The 23,605-nt window shown below is 71.8% G+C and carries 18 protein-coding genes; 1 reads left to right on the top strand and 17 read right to left on the bottom strand.

Going from position 1 to position 23,605, the window contains the following annotated elements; translation table 11 throughout:
- Positions 1 to 19: 19 nt before the first annotated feature.
- Positions 20 to 1,192, top strand: a complete 1,173-nt coding sequence (glsA, locus tag ACH3VR_RS05510) for a glutaminase A (RefSeq protein WP_396639765.1) — start codon at positions 20 to 22, stop codon at positions 1,190 to 1,192.
- Positions 1,193 to 1,305: 113 nt separating this feature from the next.
- On the opposite strand, the gene ACH3VR_RS05515 is transcribed toward glsA, so the two are convergent.
- The 17 genes from ACH3VR_RS05515 to nusB all read right to left on the bottom strand — a co-directional run bounded on the left by ACH3VR_RS05515 (position 1,306) and on the right by nusB (position 23,602).
- Positions 1,306 to 2,670: an RsmB/NOP family class I SAM-dependent RNA methyltransferase gene (locus ACH3VR_RS05515; RefSeq protein ID WP_396639766.1), complete on the bottom strand. Its 1,365-nt coding sequence runs from the start codon at positions 2,668 to 2,670 to the stop codon at positions 1,306 to 1,308.
- Complete coding sequence (gene fmt / locus ACH3VR_RS05520) at positions 2,667 to 3,587, bottom strand: methionyl-tRNA formyltransferase (protein ID WP_396639767.1); 921 nt, start codon at positions 3,585 to 3,587, stop codon at positions 2,667 to 2,669. Before fmt ends, ACH3VR_RS05515 begins: the two co-directional genes overlap by 4 nt.
- Positions 3,588 to 3,595: 8 nt before the next feature.
- Positions 3,596 to 5,578, bottom strand: a complete 1,983-nt coding sequence (locus tag ACH3VR_RS05525) for a primosomal protein N' family DNA-binding protein (protein ID WP_396639768.1) — start codon at positions 5,576 to 5,578, stop codon at positions 3,596 to 3,598.
- Between the two features lie 47 nt (positions 5,579 to 5,625).
- Positions 5,626 to 6,819: a methionine adenosyltransferase gene (gene metK, locus ACH3VR_RS05530; protein WP_396639769.1), complete on the bottom strand. Its 1,194-nt coding sequence runs from the start codon at positions 6,817 to 6,819 to the stop codon at positions 5,626 to 5,628.
- Between the two features lie 95 nt (positions 6,820 to 6,914).
- Positions 6,915 to 7,169, bottom strand: coding sequence for a DNA-directed RNA polymerase subunit omega (gene rpoZ, locus ACH3VR_RS05535; RefSeq protein WP_396639770.1), 255 nt, complete (start codon positions 7,167 to 7,169; stop codon positions 6,915 to 6,917).
- Positions 7,170 to 7,340: 171 nt separating this feature from the next.
- Positions 7,341 to 8,297 (bottom strand): hypothetical protein, encoded by a 957-nt coding sequence (locus tag ACH3VR_RS05540; protein WP_396639771.1) that lies wholly within the window; start codon positions 8,295 to 8,297, stop codon positions 7,341 to 7,343.
- Positions 8,298 to 8,604: 307 nt separating this feature from the next.
- Positions 8,605 to 9,501 carry a guanylate kinase gene (gmk, locus tag ACH3VR_RS05545; protein ID WP_396639772.1) on the bottom strand — a complete coding sequence of 299 codons (897 nt, stop codon included), beginning with the start codon at positions 9,499 to 9,501 and terminating at the stop codon, positions 8,605 to 8,607.
- Positions 9,494 to 10,354, bottom strand: a complete 861-nt coding sequence (gene pyrF, locus ACH3VR_RS05550) for an orotidine-5'-phosphate decarboxylase (protein ID WP_396639773.1) — start codon at positions 10,352 to 10,354, stop codon at positions 9,494 to 9,496. The genes gmk and pyrF overlap by 8 nt, the downstream gene beginning before the upstream one ends.
- Positions 10,351 to 13,638, bottom strand: coding sequence for a carbamoyl-phosphate synthase large subunit (gene carB, locus ACH3VR_RS05555; RefSeq protein ID WP_396639774.1), 3,288 nt, complete (start codon positions 13,636 to 13,638; stop codon positions 10,351 to 10,353). Before carB ends, pyrF begins: the two co-directional genes overlap by 4 nt.
- Positions 13,631 to 14,788: a glutamine-hydrolyzing carbamoyl-phosphate synthase small subunit gene (gene carA, locus ACH3VR_RS05560; protein ID WP_396639775.1), complete on the bottom strand. Its 1,158-nt coding sequence runs from the start codon at positions 14,786 to 14,788 to the stop codon at positions 13,631 to 13,633. Before carA ends, carB begins: the two co-directional genes overlap by 8 nt.
- Positions 14,785 to 15,294, bottom strand: coding sequence for a PH-like domain-containing protein (locus ACH3VR_RS05565; RefSeq protein WP_396639776.1), 510 nt, complete (start codon positions 15,292 to 15,294; stop codon positions 14,785 to 14,787). The genes carA and ACH3VR_RS05565 overlap by 4 nt, the downstream gene beginning before the upstream one ends.
- A complete protein-coding gene (locus ACH3VR_RS05570) occupies positions 15,291 to 16,601 on the bottom strand; it encodes a dihydroorotase (protein ID WP_396639777.1) in 1,311 nt (436 codons plus the stop codon). Before ACH3VR_RS05570 ends, ACH3VR_RS05565 begins: the two co-directional genes overlap by 4 nt.
- Positions 16,598 to 17,560 carry an aspartate carbamoyltransferase catalytic subunit gene (locus tag ACH3VR_RS05575; protein ID WP_396639778.1) on the bottom strand — a complete coding sequence of 321 codons (963 nt, stop codon included), beginning with the start codon at positions 17,558 to 17,560 and terminating at the stop codon, positions 16,598 to 16,600. Before ACH3VR_RS05575 ends, ACH3VR_RS05570 begins: the two co-directional genes overlap by 4 nt.
- Positions 17,557 to 18,087 carry a bifunctional pyr operon transcriptional regulator/uracil phosphoribosyltransferase PyrR gene (gene pyrR / locus ACH3VR_RS05580; RefSeq protein ID WP_396639779.1) on the bottom strand — a complete coding sequence of 177 codons (531 nt, stop codon included), beginning with the start codon at positions 18,085 to 18,087 and terminating at the stop codon, positions 17,557 to 17,559. Before pyrR ends, ACH3VR_RS05575 begins: the two co-directional genes overlap by 4 nt.
- 176 nt (positions 18,088 to 18,263) lie before the next feature.
- Positions 18,264 to 19,826 carry a Rieske 2Fe-2S domain-containing protein gene (locus tag ACH3VR_RS05585; protein ID WP_396639780.1) on the bottom strand — a complete coding sequence of 521 codons (1,563 nt, stop codon included), beginning with the start codon at positions 19,824 to 19,826 and terminating at the stop codon, positions 18,264 to 18,266.
- Between the two features lie 79 nt (positions 19,827 to 19,905).
- Positions 19,906 to 23,148 carry a DEAD/DEAH box helicase gene (locus tag ACH3VR_RS05590; protein ID WP_396639781.1) on the bottom strand — a complete coding sequence of 1,081 codons (3,243 nt, stop codon included), beginning with the start codon at positions 23,146 to 23,148 and terminating at the stop codon, positions 19,906 to 19,908.
- Between the two features lie 43 nt (positions 23,149 to 23,191).
- Positions 23,192 to 23,602 carry a transcription antitermination factor NusB gene (nusB, locus tag ACH3VR_RS05595; RefSeq protein ID WP_396639782.1) on the bottom strand — a complete coding sequence of 137 codons (411 nt, stop codon included), beginning with the start codon at positions 23,600 to 23,602 and terminating at the stop codon, positions 23,192 to 23,194.
- Positions 23,603 to 23,605: the final 3 nt, after the last annotated feature.

The following is a 23,605-nucleotide window of genomic DNA, read 5'->3' on the forward strand; positions in this document are numbered from 1 at the left end:
CGTCCATTATGGTCGAGCCGTGGATCCCATCACGGCGGTGCTGCAGGACGTGCTCGACGAGATCCGAGGGGACGATCGCGGCGCCCCCGCCTCGTACATCCCCGAGCTCGCGACCGTCGATCCCGACCGGCTCGCCTTCGGCGTCGTGGGCCCGCGCGGGCGCATCCGATCGGTCGGCGACGACGAGGTCGAGTTCACGATCCAGTCGATGTCGAAGCCGTTCGTGCTCGCGCACGTGCTCGCCGAGCGCGGGCTGACCGCCGTGCTGGAGCGTGTCGGTGCCGAGCCCAGCGGAGAGCCGTTCAACGCGATCAGCCTCGAGGAGGGCAGCGGGCGCCCCGCCAACCCCATGGTCAACGCCGGTGCCATCGCGACGACGGGCATGGTGTCGGGCGCTGACGTCGACGAGCGCACCGAGAGCATCCTCACGACGCTGTCGGCATTCGCGGGTCGGCGCCTGCGGGTCGACGAGGACGTCTACCGCTCCGAGTCGACGACGGGCGACCGCAATCGCGCCCTCGCCCACCTCATGCGCTCCTACGGCATCATCGAGGCGCCCGTCGAGCTCGCGGTGGAGACGTACTTCCGGCAATGCTCGATCCTCGTGACCGTCCGCGACCTCGCGGTCATGGCGTCGACGCTCGCCTTCGGCGGCGTCAACCCCGTCACCGACGAGCGTGTCGTCGACGAGCGCGTCGCCCGCGACGTTCTGTCGATCATGTCGAGCTGCGGCATGTACGACTTCTCCGGCGAATGGCTCCTGCGTGTCGGGCTGCCGGCCAAGAGCGGCGTCAGCGGTGGCGTCCTGGCCGTCGCGCCGTCGCAGTTCGGCGTCGCCGCGTTCAGCCCGCGGCTCGACGAGCACGGCAACAGCGTGCGCGGACAGGCGATCGTCGAGGCGCTCTCGGACCGCATGGGCATGCATCTGCTCGAGCCGCACGAGAGCATCTCCCACCCCGTCGTCGACGCCGTCGACACGGACGAGGGCCGCGTCATCCGGCTGAACGGCGAGCTGGGGTACGCTGCGGCCGAGCGCGTGCTGGTCGTGCTGGGAGACATGGCGGCGATGGCTCCTCCGGATGCCGTGATCCTCGTCGACGGGCGCGAGCTCGCCCGCTCGCATCCGGCCGCCATGGTCGCCTTGCGGTCGGAGCTCGAGGCGCTCCCGGCGACGATCCGCTTCGTGGAGTAGCCCGGGGGTTTCCTCCGGCGTGCACAGCTGCGGGCGGATTGCGCGGCGCGCCGGTACGGGGCGGCGTGTCGAGCGGAATCTCCGCGGTTGTGCCCGGGACGGGATGCCCCGGGTCAGAGCTTGCGCAGGAGCGAGATCGACATCGCGTCGGTGTTGTGCCGGTGCGGCCACAGCTGCGCGCGCTTCGAGCCGTCGGCCTGCTCGGGCAGGCGCGGATCGGTCGTCGAGATCGCCGTGACGACGGCGCGCGTGTCGAGCTCCTCGACGGCGCCCCCGAACGCGCGGTGGATCTCCCCGATCACGCCGGACGTCTCGGCCAGGTGGGGCGAGCACGTCACGTAGGCGACGATCCCGCCGGGCTTGAGCGCGACGACGGCGGCGCTCAGCAGCTCGGTCTGCAGCTCGGTCAGGGACGGGACGTCGGCCGGCGACTTGCGCCACCGCGCCTCCGGCCGGCGTCGCAGCGCCCCGAGGCCCGTGCAGGGCGCGTCGACGAGGATGCGGTCGTAGGCACCGGGGTTGTCGGCGGCGCGCACGCGGCCGTCCTCCTCCGACACGGGAACGTCGAGCGGAACGCCCTCGATCGCACGTCGGACCAACCCGGCCCGCGCGGGCGAGACCTCGTTCGCCTCGAGCGTCGCGCCGCCCGCGAGCGCCTCGGCCGCGAGGACCGCGGTCTTCCCGCCGGGCCCCGCGCACAGGTCGAGCCAGCGTTCCCCCTCCCGGACGGGTTCGGCGCGCGTCAGCGCGAGTGCCGCGAGCTGCGAGCCCTCGTCCTGCACGCGGACGCGGCCGTCGGAGCCCGCGACGAGCGACTCCGGGTCTCCCCCGCCCAGGCGGAAGCCGAGCGGGGAGAACGGGGTGTGTCGCGCGTCGGCGGGCGGCTCGGCGAGGCCGGGCAGGGCCGCCATCGTGACGCGCGGCGACGCGTTGTCGGCCGTCAGCAGCGCTTCCAGCTCGTCGGCGCGGCCCTCCGCCGCCAGAGCGCGCCGGAATGCGCGCACGATCCACACGGGATGCGCCGACACGAGGCCGAGCCGCTCATCGTCGGAGCGCGCCGACTCCTCGACCCGCGTCATCCAGTCCCCCGGCGTGTCGCGCGAGACGCGCCGCAGCACCGCGTTCACGAAGCCCGCCGCCCCTCGGCCCGCGGGCCGCGCCAGCTCGACGGACTCGTGCACCGCCGCGTGCGAGGCGACGCGGGTGGAGAGCAGCTGGTGCACGCCGAGCCGCAGGGCGTCGATGACGGGCGGATCGATGTCCTGTGCGGGACGATCGGCGGCCAGGGCGATGACGGCGTCGTAGGTGCCGCGGCGTCGGAGCGTGCCGTACGTCAGCTCGGTCGCGAGTGCCGCGTCCGCGGTCGAGAGCCCCGCGCGGTCGATGGTGGTCGGCAGCAGCAGGTTGGCGTAGGCGTCGGACTCGTTGACGGCCCGGAGCACGTCGTACGCGACCTGGCGCGCGGCGCTGGCGCTCACCGGGCGACCACCGATCCGTCGACGCGGAGCCCGCGCCACCAGTCGGCGGCGGCCATCGCGCCCTTGCCCGCGGGCTGCACGCGCTCCAGCACGATCGGCTCGGTGCCAGTGCCGGCGTGCACCGCGCGGCCGACGAGCCTGATCTCACCGGGTCGCAGTGCCTCGCCGCCGGTCGCGGCGCCCACCGCGAGCACCTTGAGCCGCGCGTCGGACAGCGTCGTGTGCGCCCCGGGTTCGGGCGTGACGCCGCGGATGCGGGCGAGCACCGCGTCGCGCGGCTCGTCCCAGCGGATGCGGCCGTCGTCGAGGGTGAGCTTCGGGGCGAGCGTCGGTTCCCCCTGCTGGGGCGTTGCGCAGGCCGTGCCGGCGCCGATGCCGTCGACGACCTCGGCGACGAGCTCCGCCCCGCGCGCGGCCAGATCGGCGAGCAGGTCGGCCGACGTCGCGCCGTCGGGCACCGGGATGCGCAGCTCGTCGAACACATCGCCCGCGTCGAGCTCGGGCACGAGCTGGAACACGGCGGCGCCCGTTTCGGCGTCGCCCGCGATGAGCGCGCGCTGCACGGGCGCGGCGCCGCGCCACCGGGGCAGGAGCGAGAAGTGCAGATTGATCCAGCCGTGCGCGGGCAGCGACAGCAGCGGCTCGCGCACGAGTCCCCCGTACGCGACGATGACGCCGAGGTCCGGCTGGAGCGCGCCGATCGCCTCCGTCGTGGCGGCGTCGAGGCGGTCGGCCTTGATGACCTCGAGGCCGAGCTCGGCCGCGGCCTGTGCGACGGGCGACGGCGTCAGCACGCGCTTGCGGCCCAGGGGGGCGTCGGAGCGGGTCACGACGGCGGCGATCTCGTGATCGGAGTCGGCGAGGCGCCGCAACGAGGGCACGGCGGCATCCGGGGTCCCGGCGAAGACGAGGCGCATGAGGTTCCTCACAGGTCGAGATCGGGCACGTCGACCCGCACTCTGAGTGTATTGCGGGCTCCCGGTGCCCTCCCCTTCGCCGCCTTGCGTGCACGCAGGGCGTCGGACACGACCGACGAGCGCAGGCTGTCGGCGACCCGCGTGCCCTGGCCGTAGTCGAAGCGCACGAGGGCGCGCGCGGGGCGGTCGGTGCCGGTCACGGGGCCGAGGATGTCGTCGGCGTCGACCTCGGGCACATCGTCCCGGAGCGTCTCGATCGATCTGCGCACGGCGTCGGCGGGCCCGTCGAGCGCGGCGACGCGCACGGCGGGCGGCATCCGCAGCGGCGCACGGTCGGCGAGCTCGGCGCGTGCGTAGGCCGCAGGCGTCCACGTCGCGAGGGCCCGGGCGACCGGGCCGGCGACCCCGACGAGGTGCACGGGCGAGCCGGGGGCCGCCAGTGCGGCGGCGTTCATCCACCAGCGGAGGCAGGACTCGCCGATGCGCAGATCGTCGGCGAGCAGCATCCGTTCCCCGTCGAGCAGGATGACGGCACGGTAGCCGCCCTCCGCGATCGGCTCCGCGCCGCGCGTCGCGACGACGAGCGCAGGGCGGGCGTCGACTCGCAGCACCTGATGCTCGCCGTCGGCGATGATGACGCGCACGCCCGGGAATGCGCGGCCGAGCTCGTCGGCCGTGCGCTCGCTGCCTGACGACGCCATGCGCACGCGCGGTGATTCGCAGTGCGGGCACGCCCATCCGTTGGCGGCGCGGCCGCACCAGCCGCACTCGGGCACCGCCCCGGGGCGCGCCGCGTGCAGCGGCCCGGCGCAGTGCGCGCATCGCGCGGGTCGACGGCACTCCGCGCACACGAGCACGGGCGCGTAGCCGGGCCGTGCGACCTGCACGAGCACGGGGCCCGACGCGAGCGCCTCACGGGCCGCGGCGAAGGCCGCCGACGGCACGCGGGCACCGCGCGACTCGCCCTCACGCGTCGCGCTGAGGACGACGCGGGGGCTCGAACGGCGCGCCGGCGCGACGTCGCGCACCCAGCCGACCGCGACGAGGCGCTCGACGTCGGTCGTGCGGGTGTGGCCGGCGAACAGCAGCGCGCAGCCGTCGAGCTCCTGGCGGACCAAGGCGGCGTCGCGCGCGTGCACGCCCGGCGTCAGCGGCTCGGACAGCAGCGGATCGCCGTCATCCCACACGGCGACCAGGCCCGGCGCGTGAACGGGCGCGTACACGGCCGAGCGGCTTCCGACGACGATGCACGGCACGGGATCGAGGGCGCGGAGGAACCCGGCGTAGCGGGCGGGCGACGGCTGCCGTGCGTCGAGGCGCACGACCGCGGCCTCGGGCACGCGCGCGGCCAGCGCGGCCTCGAGCTGGGCCTGGTCGCGGTGGTCGGGCACGATGAGGACGGCGCTGCGACCCTGGGCCAGGGTGTGCACGGCGGCGGCGGCCAGCAGCTCGGCCCACGCGCCGACCGTCACCGACCCGTCGGCCACCCCGGCGGGACGCGCGGGAGCTTCGACCGCGAGGCGTGCGCCCTCGTCGATGCCCGCGGCCAGGCCGGGGAAGGCCGCGAGCACTCGGTCGGCCCAGGCCGTCGAGGAGGGCTCGACGACAGGCGCCTCGGGAGTCGGGGCCGCGCTCCACGCCTTCTCGGCACGCACCATGCGCTTGGGGATGACCAGGCGCAGGATGTCGGATGCCGAGCCCGCGGCGCGGTCGGCGGCGCGGCGTGCGAGAGCGTAGAGCGAGGGCGTCAGGACGGGCACGGACGAGACGACCGCATCGAGCTCGGACAGCGGCCGATCACCCGGCTCCTCCTCGACACGTTCGACGAGGTAGCCGTCGACGACCCGTCCGGCGGTGCGCAGCGGCACACGGACGCGCACGCCGGGCGCGGCATCCCGTTCCCATTCGGAAGGGATGGCGTAGTCGAAGAGCCGGTCGAGCTGCGGCAGCGGCGAGTCCAGGAGGACCCGCGCGACGGGCCGCGCGGTCACGTCAGCGCCCCGCGCGTGTCATGGCCGCGTGTGGACGCGACGCCATGTCAGAGCCCGGCGGCCGCGCGCAGCTCGTCGACGCGGTCGGTGCGCTCCCACGTGAAGTCGGGCAGCTCGCGGCCGAAGTGGCCGTAGGCCGCCGTCTGCGCGTAGATCGGACGAAGCAGGTCGAGCTGGTCGATGATGGCCTTCGGCCGAAGGTCGAACACGTCGCGGACGGCCGCCGTGATGACGTCGTCGGCGACGTGGCCGGTGCCGAACGACTCGACGTACAGGCCGACGGGCTTCGCCTTGCCGATCGCATACGCGACCTGCACCTCGAGGCGATCGGCGAGGCCCGCCGCGACGGCGTTCTTCGCGACCCAGCGCATCGCGTACGCCGCCGAGCGGTCGACCTTCGACGGGTCTTTGCCGCTGAACGCGCCGCCGCCGTGGCGCGCCGCGCCGCCGTACGTGTCGATGATGATCTTGCGGCCGGTGAGGCCGGCATCGCCCTTGGGGCCGCCCGTCACGAACGGGCCCGCAGGGTTGATGTAGTAGTTGACCGACGGGAAGTCGAGGCCCGTCTGCGCGAGGACGGGCTCGATGACCTCGGCCCGCACGCGCTCACGGAGCTCGGCCTGCGAGATCTCGGGGTTGTGCTGCGTGGACAGCACGACCGATTCGATCGTCTTGGGCGTCTGGCCGTCGTAGCCCAGCGTGACCTGCGTCTTGCCGTCGGGCCGCAGGAAGGGCAGCGCGCCGGAGCGCCGCACGTCGGTGAGCCGCTCGGCGATGCGGTGCGCGGTCCAGATCGCCATCGGCATGAGCTGCGGCGTCTCCTTCGTGGCGTAGCCGAACATGATGCCCTGGTCGCCGGCGCCCTGGAGATCGTGCGGGTCTTCCGAGCCCGCCTCACGGCGCTCGAACGCCTTGTTGACGCCCGCGGCGATGTCGGACGACTGCGCGCCGATCGACACGCTCACGCCGCACGAATCGCCGTCGAAGCCCGTCTCGCTCGACGTGTAGCCGATGCGGTTGACGACGTCGCGCACGATCGCGGGGATCTCGACGTAGGCGCTCGTGGACACCTCGCCCGCGACGTGCACGAGGCCCGTCGTGACGAGGGTCTCCACCGCGACGCGACCCTGGGGGTCGTCACGCAGGATGGCGTCGAGGATGCTGTCGGAGATCTGGTCGCAGATCTTGTCGGGGTGCCCCTCCGTGACGGATTCGGAGGTGAACAGGCGCAGCTCGGTCATCGTGCTCCAGGATCGTTGCGGGCGAGGGATTGCACCAGTCTGCTGCCCACCGCCGACACCGCGGCGATGGGCGCCACGGGGGGTGAGGCGCCGGATTACTCGACGTTGCGGAGGCGGAGCTTGTCCTCGTGGATCTCGTGGAGCGCGATCGTGAGGGGCTTGTCCTCGACGGTCGAGTCGACGAGCGGGCCGACGTTGTCGAACAGGTTTCCCTCGTGGAGGTCGGAGTAGTAGTCGTTGATCTGACGCGCGCGCTTCGATGCGTAGATCACGAGCTGGTACTTGGAGTCGACCTTGCCGAGCAGATCGTCGATGGGGGGCTCGATGATGCCCTGGTTCGTTCCGGCCATGGGGAACCTCCTGGTTCGGGACGGGGTTGAAGTCGTTCGCGCGTAAACGCGCATCCGATCATTCTACAATGGCCCGCGATCGCCCGAGTCGATCGTGCGGGCGCGAGTCGATCGTGCGGGCGCGAGTCGAGACGCGGGGGGCGGGTCGCACCTCCGGGCGGCTCGACTCGATCACGAGTGCTCGACTCGAAGACGACGGCTCGACTGGGCGTCGCTCCGCGGATTCGTCACCGCCTCCGCGAGGTGCGGATCCATCGGGCGGACACGCTCCAGGCCCACGGCCGCAAGGATGGCGTCGAGACGTGCCGGGTCGACGACATCGGCCCATTCCCATCGCGCGATGTCGCGCACGACTCGGCGCAGGGCGATCTCCCGACGGCGTTCGGCATGCACGACCTCATCCGTGCCCGCCGCTTCGCCGAAGTACTTGGACTTGCCGTCCGCCTCCCCGACGACGCCCTCGGCGCGCCAGAAGAAGTCCGCGCGCGCTTGACCGGATGCCGTCGCGAACTCCACCTGCAGTTCTGGCGCCGGATAGCCGAGGAGCTCGATGACGACGCGGCTCATGCTCTCCAGCACGGATTCCGAGCGTCCGTCCGCGTGGTCGAGCGCGGCCTGCGCACGCCGCCGCCCGCGGCGGTCGCTGTGCGCGTCGAGCATCCCGCGCAGTCCATCGACCGTCACTCCACGCCAGAGCGCGGCCTCCAGGACAGCGACGGCGAAGACGAGGGGCAGCACGCGGATGAGATCGAGCACGGTGTCCTCGAGCGACGTCGCGAGGACACCCTCGACCCGCACGATGGCGACCCCGGGCCGGCGCATGTGTCGCACGATGCCACCCCTGCGGTAGCCACGACTCCCCTCGGCGGCCAGCACGTGCAGATCGACGGGCTCGCCGAACGTCGGCAGCCGATGAACGACGGCGGCCGACTCCAGCGCGAACACCGGATCGCGCAGCGCGTGAGCGGCAGCTTCGACGCGGAGCCGGTATCGGTCCCAGGGCTTCATCCCGCGCCACCACGCGGCATCCGCCCCTACCCCACGTCTGATGGCGACGACGCGTCGACCGCTCGCCCCGCGATGGTGTCGGTCGGTGAAGATGAGGCGCTTGGCCTGTTCGCTACTCACCGCCTCACCGTCGCAGGCGTCGCTCGTCGCACCGGTCGCGTGCGTGGATCTGTGGTGGCACGCGCATCCGCGGTCCCTGTGCAGGAGACGCCGGCGCTCCCCCGAGTCGGGGCTCCGGGGCCGAGTCGAGACTCGGGGTTCGGCTCGAGGCCCGGGACACCACGACTCGCGCCCCAAGGCCCGACTCGCGCCCCAGACGCCGACTCGCGCCCCGAGGCTCGACTCGCGCCCCAGACGCCGACTCGAACCCCGAGGCTCGACTCGCGCGCCGGACGCCGACTCGAACCCCGAAGCGCCGAGCCGGATGCTACCGCGTGAGGGAGACGACCTCTTCGGCGGCGTGGCCGACCTCGTCGTTCACGACGCGGTAGTCGAACTCGTGCTGTGCGGCCAGCTCGACCTTCGCGGTGCGCAGGCGCCGCGCGCGCTCCTCGGCGCCCTCCGTGCCGCGGCCCACGAGCCGCTGCACGAGCTCGTCCCAGCTGGGCGGCAGGAGGAAGACGAGGGTCGCCGAGGGGTCGGCCTCGCGCACCTGACGCGCGCCCTGCAGGTCGATCTCGAGGAGCACCGTCTTGCCCTCGCCGAGCGCCCGCTCGATGGGTTCGCGGGGCGTGCCGTAGCGGAAGCGGTTGTGCACCGTCGCGTGCTCGAGCAGCTCCCCGTCGTCGACGAGGCGGTCGAACTCCGCGTCGTCGACGAAGTAGTAGTGCTCGCCGTCGACCTCGCCGGGGCGAGGTGCCCGCGTCGTCGCCGACACCGAGAGGTGGATCTCGGGATGCTGCCGGGCGATGGCCGCCGCGACGGTGCCCTTGCCGACCGCCGTGGGGCCCGCGAGCACGACGAGCCGGCTGCGGCCGTCGCGGGGCTGCAGCTCCGGCCAGCGCTCGTCGAGGAACGCCTCGATCGCGCGCCGCTGGCGAGCGCCGAGGCCGCCGAGGCGCTTGACCGGAGAGATGCCGAGGCGCTCCAGGATGCGGTCGCGCTTGCCCTCGCCGATGGCGGGGATGCTCGTGAGGAACTCCGTCACGCGCATCGTGCCGGCCGGCGATGCCGGCTCGGCGAAGGCGCGACGCAGCAGCTCCTGCGGAGTGAGGACGCGCATCGCGACGTCCTTCTTGAGCGACGCGCGAGCACGTCGCGCGGCGACGGCGCGACGGGATGCCGCGACACGGTCGACTTCGGGTGGGTGCTGCGCGTCAGCCATGGGATTCCCCACGGTACAGGGCCGAACGCTCTTCGATGCGCGCGACGAGCCCATCGGGTCCGGCGGAGAGGATGCTGCGGCTCTCGGAGGCGATGACGTTCGCCGCCACGGTCCCGAAGAGCGCGGTGAGGTCGGCCGGCTCTGCGCCCTGCGCGCCGAATCCGGGTGCGAGGATGGGCGCGCCCGCCAGCACCTCGTCGGTCAGGCCGAACTCTTGGCGGTCGACGGTCGCGCCGACGACGAGCCCGACGGGACCGAGACCGCCCGCGAAGGCCGCGGAGCCGTTGACCCACGCGATGTCGCGTGCCACGCGGGCCGCGACCGTCTCGCCGTCGCCGGCGGCGACATCCGTCGTCTGCGCCGTCTGGAGGGCCGCCGCCTCGGGGTTGCTCGTCGCGGCGAGGACGAACACGCCCTTGCCGGCCTTGACCGCTGAGGTCAGCGCCCCGCGCAGCGACTCCGGGCCGAGGTACGGGTTCACGGTCAGCGCGTCGGCTTCGAGGGGCGATCCCGGCTCGAGCCATGCGGAGGCGTAGCCGTCCATCGTCGAGCCGATGTCGCCGCGCTTGGCGTCGGCGATCACGAGGAGCCCCGCCACGCGCGCCGCGGACAGGACGTCCTCGAGGGCGGCGAAACCCGCCGATCCGAAGCGCTCGAAGAACGCGACCTGGGGCTTGACGATCCCGACGCGCCCCGCGGCCGCCTCGACGACCCGGAGGCCGAACTCGCGCAGGCCGTGGCCGGAGGCATCCATCCCCCACTCCTGGAGCAGGTGTGCGTGCGGGTCGATCCCGACGCACAGGCGTCCGTGCTGCTGGAAAGCGCTGGTGAGCCGCTCCCCGAAGGTCGTCACGCGCGCTCCGCTCGGTCGATCGCGTACTCCTGCAGGCTCTTCACGTCGAAGCCCTCGCGGAGGACGGGAAGCGCGGAGACGGCGGCGCCGAGCACGGCCATCGTCGTGAACAGGGCCTTGTCGGCCGCGACGGCCGCCGCGCGGATCTCGTAGCCGTCGGCGCGGGCCGTGCCGCCGCTGGGCGTGTTGACGATCATGTCGATCTGACCGGAGTTGATGAGGTCGACGATGTTCGTCTCGCCGCTCGTCTGGGTCTCGGAGTACTTGCTCACGACCTCGACGTCGATGCCGTTGCGAGCGAGGATCTCGGCCGTGCCCTCCGTCGCGACGAGGTCGAAGCCGAGCTCCTGCAGGCGGTGCGCGGGGAGGATGACGGCGCGCTTGTCGCTGTCGGCGACCGAGATGAACACGGTGCCCTCCAGCGGCATGCCTCCGTACGCGGCCTCCTGGCTCTTCGCGAACGCCGTCGGGAAGTCGCGGTCGATGCCCATGACCTCGCCGGTCGAGCGCATCTCGGGTCCGAGGACGGAGTCGACCATCAGGCCCTCCTTCGTGCGGAACCGCTTGAACGGCAGCACGGCCTCCTTCACTGCGACCGGCGCGTCGAGCGGCACGCGGGAGCCGTCGACCTCGGGCAGGACGCCCTCCGCCTTGAGCTCGGCGATCGTGGCGCCCGCCATGATGCGCGACGCGGCCTTCGCGAGCGGGATGCCGAGCGCCTTGGAGACGAACGGCACGGTGCGCGATGCGCGCGGGTTGGCCTCGATGACGTAGAGCACGCCGGCGCTGACGGCGAACTGCACGTTGAGCAGGCCCCGCACGCCGACGCCCTCCGCGATCGCGTGCGTCGCCTCGCGGACCCGGTCGATCTCGGTGCGGCCGAGCGAGATCGGCGGGAGGGTGCAGCTGGAGTCGCCCGAGTGGATGCCGGCCTCCTCGAGGTGCTCCATGACGCCGCCGATGTAGAGCTCCTGGCCGTCGTAGAGCGCGTCGACGTCGATCTCCACGGCGTCGTCGAGGAAGCGGTCGACCAGGAGGGGCAGGCCGGGGCCGATGATGGCCTGATCGGCGATGCGCACGAAGTAGTCGCTCAGCGCCTCGGTCGAGTAGACGATCTCCATGCCTCGGCCGCCCAGCACGAACGACGGGCGCACGAGCACGGGGTAGCCGATCTCCTCGGCGACGGCGATCGCGCCGGCCTCGTCGATCGCGGTGCCGTTGCGCGGCGCCACGAGGCCGGCCCGGTCGAGCAGGCGCGAGAACAGCTCGCGCTCCTCGGCGAGGTCGATCGCCGCGGGGCTCGTGCCGAGGATGCGGTAGCCCGCCTCTTCGATGCCCTTCGCGAGGCCGAGCGGCGTCTGTCCGCCGAGCTGGCAGATGACGCCGAGAATCTCTCCCGACTGCGCCTCCGCGTGCAGCACCTCCAGGACGTCCTCGAGCGTCAGCGGCTCGAAGTAGAGGCGGTCGCTCGTGTCGTAGTCGGTCGAGACCGTCTCCGGGTTGCAGTTGACCATGACGGTCTCGTAGCCCGCCGCCGCGAGGGCGAACGACGCGTGCACGCACGAGTAGTCGAACTCGACGCCCTGGCCGATGCGGTTGGGCCCCGAGCCGATGATGACGACCTTCGTGCGGTCGGAGGGCGTCACCTCGGTCTCGAAGTCGTAGCTCGAGTAGTGGTACGGCGTGAGGGCGGGGAACTCCCCTGCGCATGTGTCGACGGTCTTGAAGACGGGGCGGACGCCGAGCCCGTGGCGGACGCCGCGCACCTCGGCCTCGCTGTCGCCGCGCAGCTGCGCGATCTGGGCGTCGCTGAAGCCGTGCTCCTTCGCGATGCGCAGGGTCGCGGCATCCAGCTCCCCCGCGTTCTTCACGAACGACGCGACCTCGTTGATGAGCACGATCTGGTCGATGAACCAGGGGTCGATGGCGGTGGCCTCGAAGACCTGCTCGACCGTGGCGCCCTTGCGCAGGGCCTGCTGCACGACGACGATGCGGCCGTCCGTCGGGATCTTCGCGACCTCGAGGAGCTCCGAGACCGAGCGCGGCTCGTCGCCCCAGTGGAAGCTCGAACCGCGCTTCTCGAGCGAGCGCAGCGCCTTCTGCAGCGCGGTCGCGTAGTTGCGGCCGATCGCCATGGCCTCGCCGACCGACTTCATGGTCGTGGTGAGCGTGACGTCGGCGGCCGGGAACTTCTCGAAGTTGAAGCGGGGCACCTTGACCACGACGTAGTCGAGGGTCGGCTCGAAGCTCGCCGGGGTCGCCTTCGTGATGTCGTTGGGCACCTCGTCGAGGCGGTAGCCGATCGCGAGCTTCGCGGCGAGCTTCGCGATTGGGAAGCCCGTCGCCTTCGACGCAAGCGCCGAGGAGCGCGACACGCGCGGGTTCATCTCGATGACGATGATGCGGCCGTTGTCGGGGTTCACGGCGAACTGGATGTTGCAGCCGCCCGTGTCGACGCCCACGGCGCGGATGATGTCGATGCCGATGTCGCGGAGCTTCTGGTACTCGCGGTCGGTCAGCGTCAGTGCCGGCGCGACGGTGATCGAGTCGCCCGTGTGCACGCCGACGGGGTCGACGTTCTCGATCGAGCAGACGACGACCGTGTTGTCGGCCGTGTCGCGCATGAGCTCGAGCTCGTACTCCTTCCAGCCGAGGATCGACTCCTCGAGGAGCACCTCATTGGTCGGCGAGTCGTGCAGGCCCGCGCCGCCGATGCGGCGGAGGTCCGTCTCGTCGTACGCGAAGCCCGAGCCCAGGCCGCCCATCGTGAACGACGGGCGCACGACGAGCGGGTAGCCGAGCTTCTCGGCACCGGCGAGCAGGTCGTCCATCGAGTGGCAGATGACGGATGCCGCGACATCGGCGCCCGCGTCGAGGACGAGCTGCTTGAAGATCTGGCGGTCCTCGCCCTTCTCGATCGCCTCGACCTTCGCGCCGATGAGCTCGACGTCGTACTTCGCGAGGATGCCCGCCTTGTCGAGCGCCATCGCGGCGTTGAGGGCCGTCTGGCCGCCGAGCGTCGGCAGGATCGCGTCGGGCTTCTCCTTCGCGATGATCGTCTCGATGACGGCGGGCGTGATCGGCTCGATGTAGGTCGCGTCGGCGAAGTCCGGGTCGGTCATGATCGTCGCCGGGTTGGAGTTGACGAGGATGACGCGCACCCCCTCTTCGCGCAGGACGCGGCACGCCTGGGTGCCGGAGTAGTCGAACTCGCAGGCCTGGCCGATGACGATCGGGCCCGACCCGATGACGAGGACGCTCTTGATGTCTTCGCGCTTAGGCATTCTTCTTGGTCTCCAGGGTCGCGACGACCAGGTCGCGGAAGCGGTCGAACAGGTAGTTGGCGTCGTGCGGGCCGGCGGCGGCCTCGGGGTGGTACTGCACCGAGAAGGCCGGGATGTCGAGCGCGCGCAGGCCCTCGACGACCTGGTCGTTCAGCCCGACATGCGAGACCTCGACCTTGCCGTAGCCGTTCGGGCTCTCGAACGAGCCGTCGAGCGGTGCGTCGACCGCGAAGCCGTGGTTGTGCGCCGTGATCTCGACGCGGCCGGTCTGCTTGTCGAGCACCGGCTGGTTGATGCCGCGGTGTCCGAACGGGAGCTTGTAGGTGCCGAGGCCGAGGGCGCGGCCGAGCAGCTGGTTTCCGAAGCAGATTCCGAAGAACGGCAGCCCGTCGTCGAGGACCCCGCGGAGGAGCTCGACGTGGTCGCCGGAGGCCGCGGGGTCGCCGGGGCCGTTCGAGTAGAACACCGCGACGGGCTCGATCGCCCGGATGTCGTCGATCGTGACGTCCTGCGGGAGCACGTGCACGTCGAAGCCCCGGTCGGCGAGGTTGTCGACGGTCGCCTGCTTGACGCCGAGGTCGAGCACGGCGAGGTTGCCGATGCGCTCCCCCTTGGCCGGAGTGACCTCCGCGGCCGCGACCGACACCTGCGCGGAGAGGTTCTGCCCCGCCATCTCGGGCGCTTCGCGCACGAGGCGCAGCTGCTCCTCGGCGTCGATGCCCGCCGCCTCGCCGGAGAAGATGCCGCCGCGCATACTGCCGGCCGAGCGGATGTGGCGCGTCACGGCTCGCGTGTCGATGCCGCTGATGCCCACGACCCCGTCGTTCACGAGGGCGTCGTCGAGCGACTCGTCGGCGCGCCAGTTGGAGACGACGCGGGAGGGGTCGCGGACGATGTAGCCCGACACCCAGATGCGGCGCGACTCGGGATCTTCGCCGTTCATGCCGGTGTTGCCGATGTGCGGGGCCGTCTGCAGGACGATCTGGCCGGCGTAGGAGGGGTCGGTGAGGGTCTCCTGGTAGCCGGTCATGCCGGTCGCGAAGACGACTTCGCCGAGGGTCGTGCCGTGGGCGCCGTAGGCGCGGCCCACGTGCCGGGTGCCGTCCTCGAGGACGAGCACGGCGGGGTCGGCCGAGAACAGGGAGGTCATGCGTCGTTTCCTGTCGGGGTCGGGGTGAGGATGGCGGCGACGGCGTCCGCGAGGGAACGGGCCGAGGCATCCTGCGGTCGGAAGTAGGAGTCGACGACGGTGCCGTCGTCGGTGCGCCAATCGAGGCGCACGAGGCCGTCGGGCTCGACGGCACGGTCGATGGCGACGGTCGCCTGGGCGACGCCGACGATCCGTGCGGTGGGGAGGAAGACGCGCGGCTGACCCGTGAGGTCGAGCGCGACGCCGTGATCGGTGACGATGACCTCGGCGCGCGAGCGGAAGCCGAGGCCGCGGATCGCGAGGCGCTCGAGCGGCTCGCCGTGCTTCGTGGTCGCGACGTAGAAGCCGTCGAAGCTCGTCGTGACGTTCGCTCCGGCGGGCGCGTCGACGACCGGAGCGCGGAGCGCCTGGTCGCGGCGCGTTCGCCGGATCCACGCCCACACGAGCGTGACCAGCAGCGCCACGGCGACGCTGATCATCGTCAGGAGCGCGCCCTGCTGGCTCATCCGCGCACCCCCGGCGTGTCCAGGAGTGATCCGTCGGCGACGGTCGGGATGCCGCGGTGCAGCGTCCAGCGCACCTCGCCGGGCAGCTCCCGGCCGAGGTAGGGCGAGTTCACGCTGCGGCCGCGGAGGTCGTCCGTCGAGAAGGCACGCACGGGCTCCGGGTCGTAGAAGGTGACGGATGCCGCGTGCCCCGCGCTGAGCGGAGTGCCGTGGCCTTCGAGCCGGCCGATGCGGGCGGGTGTGCGCGACATGATGCGGGCGACGTCGGCCCACACGATGAGACCCGTGTCGACCATCGCCTGCTGCACGACGCGCAGCGCGCTCTCCAGGCCCACCATGCCGTTCGCGGCGGCCTGCCACTCGCACGCCTTCGCCTCGGCGGGGTGCGGGGCGTGATCGGTCGCGACGATGTCGATCGTGCCGTCGGCGAGGCCCTCGCGCACCGCGAGAACATCCTCTTCGCGGCGCAGCGGCGGATTGACCTTGAACCGCGCGTCGTAGCCGCGCGCGAGCTCGTCGGTGAGGAGCAGGTGGTGCGGCGTGACCTCGGCCGTGACGTTGACGCCGCGGCGCTTGGCCCAGCGGATGATCTCGACCGATCCCGCCGTCGACAGGTGGCAGACGTGAAGGCGCGAGCCGACGTGCTCAGCGAGCAGCACGTCGCGCGCGATGATCGACTCCTCGGCCACCGCGGGCCAGCCCGCGAGCCCGAGCTCCGCCGACACGCGACCTTCGTTGAGCTGCGCGCCCTCCGTGAGGCGCGGGTCCTGCGCGTGCTGCGCGATGACGCCGTCGAACGCCTTCACGTACTCGAGCGCTCGCCGCATGATGAGCGGGTCCCAGACGCAGAAGCCGTCGTCGCTGAAGACGCGCACCTGGGCGCGCGAGTCGGCCATGGCGCCGAGCTCGGCGAGCCTCTCGCCCTTCTGCCCGACGGTGACGGCGCCGATCGGCTGCACCGTGACGTAGCCGGCGGCCTCGCCGAGGGCCAGCTCCTGCTCGACGACTCCGGCCGTGTCGGCGACCGGTGACGTATTGGGCATCGCGAAGACGGCCGTGTAGCCGCCCGCGGCGGCCGCGCGGGAGCCGGTCAGGATCGTCTCGGATGCCTCGTATCCGGGCTCGCGCAGGTGCGTGTGCAGGTCGACGAGACCCGGCAGGGCGATGAGACCGTCGACGTCGATCTCGGTCGCGCCGGCGCGCGACAGCCCCGCGCCGACCTCGGCGATCAGGCCGTCTTCGACGATCAGGTCGGCGGCCTCGCCGCCTTCGAGTCGAGCGCCCCGGAAGAGAAGAACCTCGGTCACTTGTCGTTCTCCCTCTCGTCCGTGGCGCCCGCGAGCAGCAGGTACAGCACCGCCATGCGCACCGACACGCCGTTCGTCACCTGTTCGAGCACAGTGGAGCGGGGCGAGTCGGCGGCGTCGGCGGAGATCTCCAGGCCCCGGTTCATGGGGCCCGGGTGCATCACCATGCTATCGGTGCCGAGGGCCGCGAGCCGCGTGGCGTCGAGACCCCACCGCCGGGAATACTCCCGTTCAGTGGGGAAATACGCGGCGTTCATGCGCTCCAGCTGGATGCGCAGCATCATGAGGGCGTCGCAGCCGCCGGCGATCGCCTCGTCGAGGTCGTAGAGAACCCGCACGGGCCAGGCCGAGACATCCTGCGGCACGAGGGTGGGCGGAGCGACGAGCGTGACGTCGGCGCCGAGCGTGTGCAGCAGCCACACGTTCGAGCGTGCGACGCGCGAGTGCAGCACGTCGCCCACGATCGTGACGCGCAGGCCCGCGAGATCGCGGCCGCGGCTGTGGGCGCCGAACGTGCGCTTGCGGATCGTGAAGGCGTCGAGCAGGGCCTGCGTGGGGTGCTCGTGCGTGCCGTCGCCCGCGTTGACGACGCCGGCCGTGATCCAGCTGCTCGTCGCGAGCGTGCGGGGGGCGCCGGAGGCGCCGTGGCGGATGACGACGGCATCCGCTCCCATCGCCTGCAGCGTCTGGGCGGTGTCCTGCAGCGACTCGCCCTTCGAGACGCTCGAGCCCTTCGCGGAGAAGTTGATGACGTCGGCGCTCAGCCGCTTGGCGGCCGCCTCGAACGAGATGCGGGTGCGCGTCGAGTCCTCGAAGAAGAGGTTGACGACGGTCTTGCCGCGCAGCGTCGGGAGCTTCTTGACCTCGCGTCGCTGCGTATCGGCCATGTCCTCGGCCACGTCGAGGATGCGGAGGGCGTCCTCGCGGCCGAGGGTCTGGGTGTCGAGGAGGTGCCTCATGACTCGATCGTCACCTCCTCCGAGCCGTCGATCTCGGCGAGGCGGACGTTGACCCGCTCCTCGCGCGCGCTCGGCAGGTTCTTGCCCACGAAGTCGGGCCGGATCGGCAGCTCCCGGTGCCCGCGGTCGACGAGCGTCGCGAGGCGCACGGCCGCGGGACGGCCGATGTCCTGCAGGGCGTCGAGGGCGGCGCGGATGCTGCGCCCCGAGAACAGCACGTCGTCGACGAGCACGACGGTCTTGCCGTCGATGCCGCCCGGCGGGATCTGCGTCGGATGCGGCGCGCGGGTCGGATTGCGATGCAGGTCGTCGCGGTACATCGTGACGTCGAGCGACCCGACGGGGATCGGCTGCCCGCCGAACTCCGACACGAGCGCAGCGACGCGGTTCGCGAGGGTGACTCCTCGAGTGGGGATGCCGAGGATGACCAGATTCTCGGGGCCCTTGTTGGACTCGAGGATCTCGTGCGAGATCCGAGTCAGTGCCCGGGCGATGTCGGCCTCGTGCAACACGGTGCGCGTGCTCATCCGCCGCTCCCTTCTCCGCCTCACAGGACGGGGTTAAAGGTTGCTGTGGTAACCGCCCCAGTCTATCGGACGCCCCGGCACCGCCGAGGCAGGGGATCTCTCCGAGACCGGGGATCAGGACGCCGTGTCTCGGCGAGATCCCCTGTCTCGGTGAAAACGCCGGCGACAAGCTCGCCTCAGGCCGCGGGCTGGTCCGCCTCCTCTTCGACCTGCGAGGCGCGGATCGGGTGGCCCTGGGACGTCAGGCACTTGCCGCTGGCGAGGTCCCAGCTCCAGTCGTGCAGGGAGCAGGTCAGCACGCCGTCCTCGATCTTGCCGGTCTTGGTGAGGTCGGCGCGCAGGTGCGGGCAGCGGCGCTGCACCATCCAGTCGCCGAGCCGGGCGTCCTCGGTCTGGTCGGTCTGCTCGGCGTACCAGTTCTCGACGTACTCGATGCGGTCGCGGGACAGGCACTTGAGGAACGTCGTGAGGAACTCGTTGAACTTGCCGCTGCGCCCCACCTCGAACTGCATCGACAGGAAGATCGAGTTCGACCAGTCGATCTCGCCGTCGGCGATGTTGGTCGAGACGAGGTCGGCGGGGATCGTGTACCAGTAGATGCACTCCTCCCCCGCGTACTCCCGCACCTTCGCCTTGGGGAAGTCCACGACCATGTCGAGCTCGCCGATGCGGAACCGCACGTTTCCGCCGACCCCGTTGCGGATCGTGCGGGCGCGGCGCAGGAGCGGCTCCCACCATTCCTTGATCGCGGCGAGCATCTCGTCGGGCGCAAGGACAGGGGCGCGGGATGCCTCCTCCGCGCGGATCTCGTCCTGGCGCGAGTCGCGCTGCTCGGCCAGATAGGCCCACTTGTCGTCGAAGAACCGGTCCATCTCGGCATCCGTGTACAGCGACTGCGTGACCGACAGCTCGCCGCCGTTCAGCTCCACCACGGTGCCGGGGACGAACTCGTAGCCCTTCTGCTCGGGCCGCAGCTCCCGCATGTGGGCGAGGAACTCGCGCTGGTCGGTGAAGATCGCGTCGCCCTCCAGGCCCTGCCCGTTGTAGCGGAACAGCTCTTCGCGCAGGAACATCGGCGGGCCCGCCATCGGGAAGACGTGCTCGGCATCCACCTTCTCGATGTAGTACATGGCGCGCTTGTTCTGCGCGTCGCGCTTGAGCTTGGCGAAGTTCTGCTTCGCGTCCTGCGGGAGGTCGTAGACCATGGGCCACCAGATCGCGCCGGACACCTGCGTGAAGTACGCCTCGGGCTTGGAGAACGACATGAGCTTCTCGAGGTCGAGCGGGTGCGAGTCGTTCTGGTTCAGGATGCTCGCGGAGCCGTCGTCGACCGACAGCGAGGAGTCGCCGATGGGGCCGTCGCTGGGCGCGCGCAGCGGGGTGACCATGACCTTGAGCTCGCCGAACTCGAGAGGGACGCCGGCCTGCGTGTAGACGATGTTGTCGTAGCCGAGCCCCCGGAGGTCCTGCTCGAGGTCGTCGGTCGGATAGTCCGGCAACAGGACCTTGATCGTCTTCGGGACGACCCGCTCCATGAGCTTCGGGTCGAAGTGGTCGCGGTGGCGGTGCGAGATGTACAGGAAGTCGGCCTTGCCGAACCGCTCCCAGTCCAGGCCCCGGTTGTCGGGGAACGGGAACCATGAGCCGAAGAACGTCGGCCCGATCACCGGGTCGCACAGGATGCTGCCACCCCTGGTCTCGATGAACATTCCGGCATGGCCGAGGCCCGTGATGCGCATGGGGAGTCCTCCTGAGTCGAACCCGTCGAGTCTAATCAAGACCTCCGGCCTCGCCGCGGCGGCGGGCCGTGCGGAGGGATCAGGGCTCGAAGAGCCCCCGGATGTCGTCGGCCGTGAGGGCCTGCCCGAACAGGGCGTCGTCGTCCATGACCGACCGGAACAGGCGCGCCTTGCGCTGCTGCAGCGCCATGACCTTCTCCTCGATCGTGCCGTTCGCGATGAGGCGGTAGACCATGACGCTGCGGGTCTGTCCGATGCGATGCGCGCGGTCGACCGCCTGCGCCTCGGCGGCCGGGTTCCACCATGGATCGAGCAGGAAGACGTAGTCGGCGTCGGTGAGCGTCAGCCCGAAGCCGCCCGCCTTGAGGCTGATCAGGAACACCGGCGCGTCGCCGTCGCGGAAGCCGGCGACGGCGGCATCCCGGTCTCGCGTCGATCCGTCGAGGTAGGCGAACGGGATGCCGCGGGCTTCGAGCCGCTTCGCGACGAGGCCGAGGAAGGACGTGAACTGGCTGAACACGAGCGCCCGGTGCCCCTCCTCGAGGGCCTCGTCAAGCTGCTCGAACAGGGCCGTGAGCTTGCTCGGCGCGATGTCGGAGTGGGCCGCGTCGACGAGTTCGGGCGCAAGGCTCAGCATCCGCAGCAGCGTGAGCGAGCGGAACACGATGAAGCGGTTGCGGTCGAGGTCGTCGAGGAGGCCGAGCACCTTCTGGCGCTCGCGCTGCAGCACCGTGTCGTACAGGGCGCGGTGGGCGGGGCTGAGCTCGACGCGCACCTCCTGCTCCTGCTTGGGCGGCAGGTCGGCGGCGACCTGCTCCTTCGTGCGGCGCAGCACGAGCGGGCGGATGCGGCGCCGCAAGCGCGCGAGGCGTCGCGCGCGGTACTCGCCGCCCTCCTGGTCGTCGGGAACCTTGCCCTTCTCGATGGGTTTGACGTATTCCTCGCGGAACCTGCGCGCCGAGGCGAACAGGCCCGGTGCCACCAGCGCGAGGAGGGCCCACAGTTCGGTGAGGCTGTTCTCCAGCGGCGTGCCGGTGATGGCGAAGACGACGTCGGCCTTCAGCGCGAGGACGGCGCGATAGGCCTTCGTCTGACTGTTCTTGACGAACTGCGCCTCGTCGAGCACGACGCCGGCCCACTCCACGCGCGCGTACTCGCGTTCGTCGAGCCGCAGCAGGGCGTAAGACGTCACGATGACGTCGACGCGGGTGGCGGCATCCCGAACCGACCTGCTGCGGGCACCGACGACCTCGACGCGCAGGTCGGGGGTGAATCGGGCGGCCTCGGACCGCCAGGTCGAGAGCACCGATGTCGGGGCCACGACGAGGAACGGCCGCCGCTCCCCCGCGTCGCGCGTGTGGGCGATGAGCGCGAGGGTCTGCAGCGTCTTGCCGAGCCCCATGTCGTCGGCGAGGATGCCGCCGAGCCGGTGGTCCCACAGGAACGCGAGCCAGTCGTAGCCGGCGCGCTGGTACGGGCGGAGCTCGGCGCGCAGGCCCGCGGGCACGGGCGCCGCCGGCACGCCGTCCGCGGCGCGCAGCCCCTCGGCCGTGGTCCGCCACGACACGGCGGGCTGAGCTTCGTCGGCGAGGTCTTCGAAGTCGGCCCAGAGGTCGGTCTGGCGCCGGTTGAGGCGCGGCCCCGTCTCCCATTCCTCCAGCTCGCCCGCCTCCTCGATGAGGTCGCGCAGGCGCTGCAGCGACGGATGGGACAGGGAGAAGTAGGCGCCGTCGCTCAGCAGGATCTTCTTCCGCCCCCGCGTGAGCGCCGTGAACAGCGGCGCGAACGGGATGCTGCGCCCGTCGATCGTCACGACGACGCCGAGGTCGAACCAGTCCGGGTCGGTCGACTCGACCGTCGTGATCTCGATCCGCGGGTCGCCGGTCAGCTCGCGGTAGCGCGGGCGCTCGCCGGAGAGTTCGACCACGACGTCGTCGAGCGCTTCGAGCGCCGGGAGCACGTGCGCCGCGAACTCCGCGGCCGGAAGACCCGTGAGCGTGCCCGTGGCCTCGAAGGGCACGACGGATGCCTCGTCCCATGCGGAGCGCACACGTGCCGCGATCGCCGACTCGGCCGCCTCGTCTCGATCCGCCGTCGCCGGCGAGGTGAAGGGCAGCCCCGACTCGCGGCCGTAGCGCCACGTGAAGGCGAACTCGAGCCGGTGCGACGGCGCGAAGGCCACAGCGAGAACCAGCGTCGGGCGCACGGGCGTCGGAAGCGCGAGCCCGCTGGCCTGTACCGGCCCGAGCCGCAGGAGGCGCGGGAGGTGGTCGGCGAGGAACTCCGCAGAGTCGCTCGCAGGCACCAGCGCCGAGACGTCGCCGGCGAGGAGCGAGCGCAGCGGCTCGGAGAGCGCGACGGGGGCGAGGGTCAGCGCGATGCCCGCGCGGACGACCTCGAACCGGTAGACGCCGATGCGTCCGATCGGCCGAAGGGCGGAGGCATCCACCTGCTCGTCGTCGATCGTCGCGCGGGCGGTGACGACGAATGAGGCGTCCTGTCGGGCGACATGCAGTGCGGCCTCAGCGCGTGCGAGCGCGATCGTGTGCTGACGGCGCGTCGGGACGATCGGGATGCCGTGCCCCGCCGCCGCGTCGAGGTGCGGCCAGAACAGGCTCGACTCGATGTCGTCGAGCGTGAGCCATTCCGAGCCGTCGGTGAAGGTGCCGAGCGTGCGCAGGTCGCGGCCGATGCTGTGCAGCTCGGCGAACCACCGCGCCTGGGCGGGATCGAAGCGCGTCGTGGGGCGGCGCACGGCGTCCCACGACGCGTCGCCCTTGATCCAGGCGTCGCTGCGCGGGCTGTGCTCGAGCGGGCGCAGCCCAACGAGCACGTCGGGCCCGAACTGGTGCAGGCCGCGCGGCGTCGCCGACTCGACCCGCGCAGGCGACCATGTCGAGGCCCCGCGCCGCACGCGCTGGCGCAGCTCGACGCCGAGGGCGAGCGCCGTCGTGGTCCGCCGGTGCCCACCGTCCTGGGCGCCCAGGAGCGTGCGCCAGACCGCAGGCCCGAGCGGAGGGGCGTGCTCGGCGAGGCTGTTGCCCGCGAGGATCGTCGCGACGCCGTGCTTGCAGTCGAACTGCACCGGGCACGTGCACGCCATGGCCGCGATCGGCCGGTCGGGGCGGTGCGGGTCGAGGCGCACCCGCGCGCGGTAGACGCGTCCCGCGCTGCCGATGACGTCGGACTCGAGCACCGACGTCGCGGGATCCCACGTCAGCCCGTGCACGGCGCCCGACTCGAAGTAGCCGGCGCCGCGCTCGTACGTCTGCAGGCCGGCCCGGCCGCGGATGTGCGACACGGCGACGTGCGGGGGGATCACGGCATCCATCATCCCGCCGCCCGCCGACAGCGGCGCTGCCTCGTCAGGACGCGCGCGAGATGCGTGCGAGCACTCCGTGCACGAACGAGCCGGAGTCGTCGGTCGAGAACTCCTTCGCGAGCTCGACCGCCTCGTCGATCGCGACGGCGGCGGGCACCTGGTCGTTGTAGAGGATCTCCCACGCGCCGATGCGCAGCAGGGCGCGGTCGACGGCCGGCATGCGCGCGAGCGACCAGTCCTTCGCGAACGTCGTGATCTGCTCGTCGATCGCGTCCCGGTTGTCGATCACGCCGTCGACGATGTCGCGCGCGTAGAGCCACGAGGCCTCGCGGGCGGGCTCGCTCGCGGCGCGCTTGGCCTCGGCGGCAAGGATCGTCGCGACGTCGTCGCCGCGGACGTCAGCCTGGAACAGGATGTCGAGCGCGCGCTTGCGCGCCTTCGTACGGGCGCTCAAGGC

Origin of the sequence: Microbacterium alkaliflavum, assembly GCF_044325405.1 — a bacterium.
Classification (GTDB): domain Bacteria; phylum Actinomycetota; class Actinomycetes; order Actinomycetales; family Microbacteriaceae; genus Microbacterium; species Microbacterium alkaliflavum.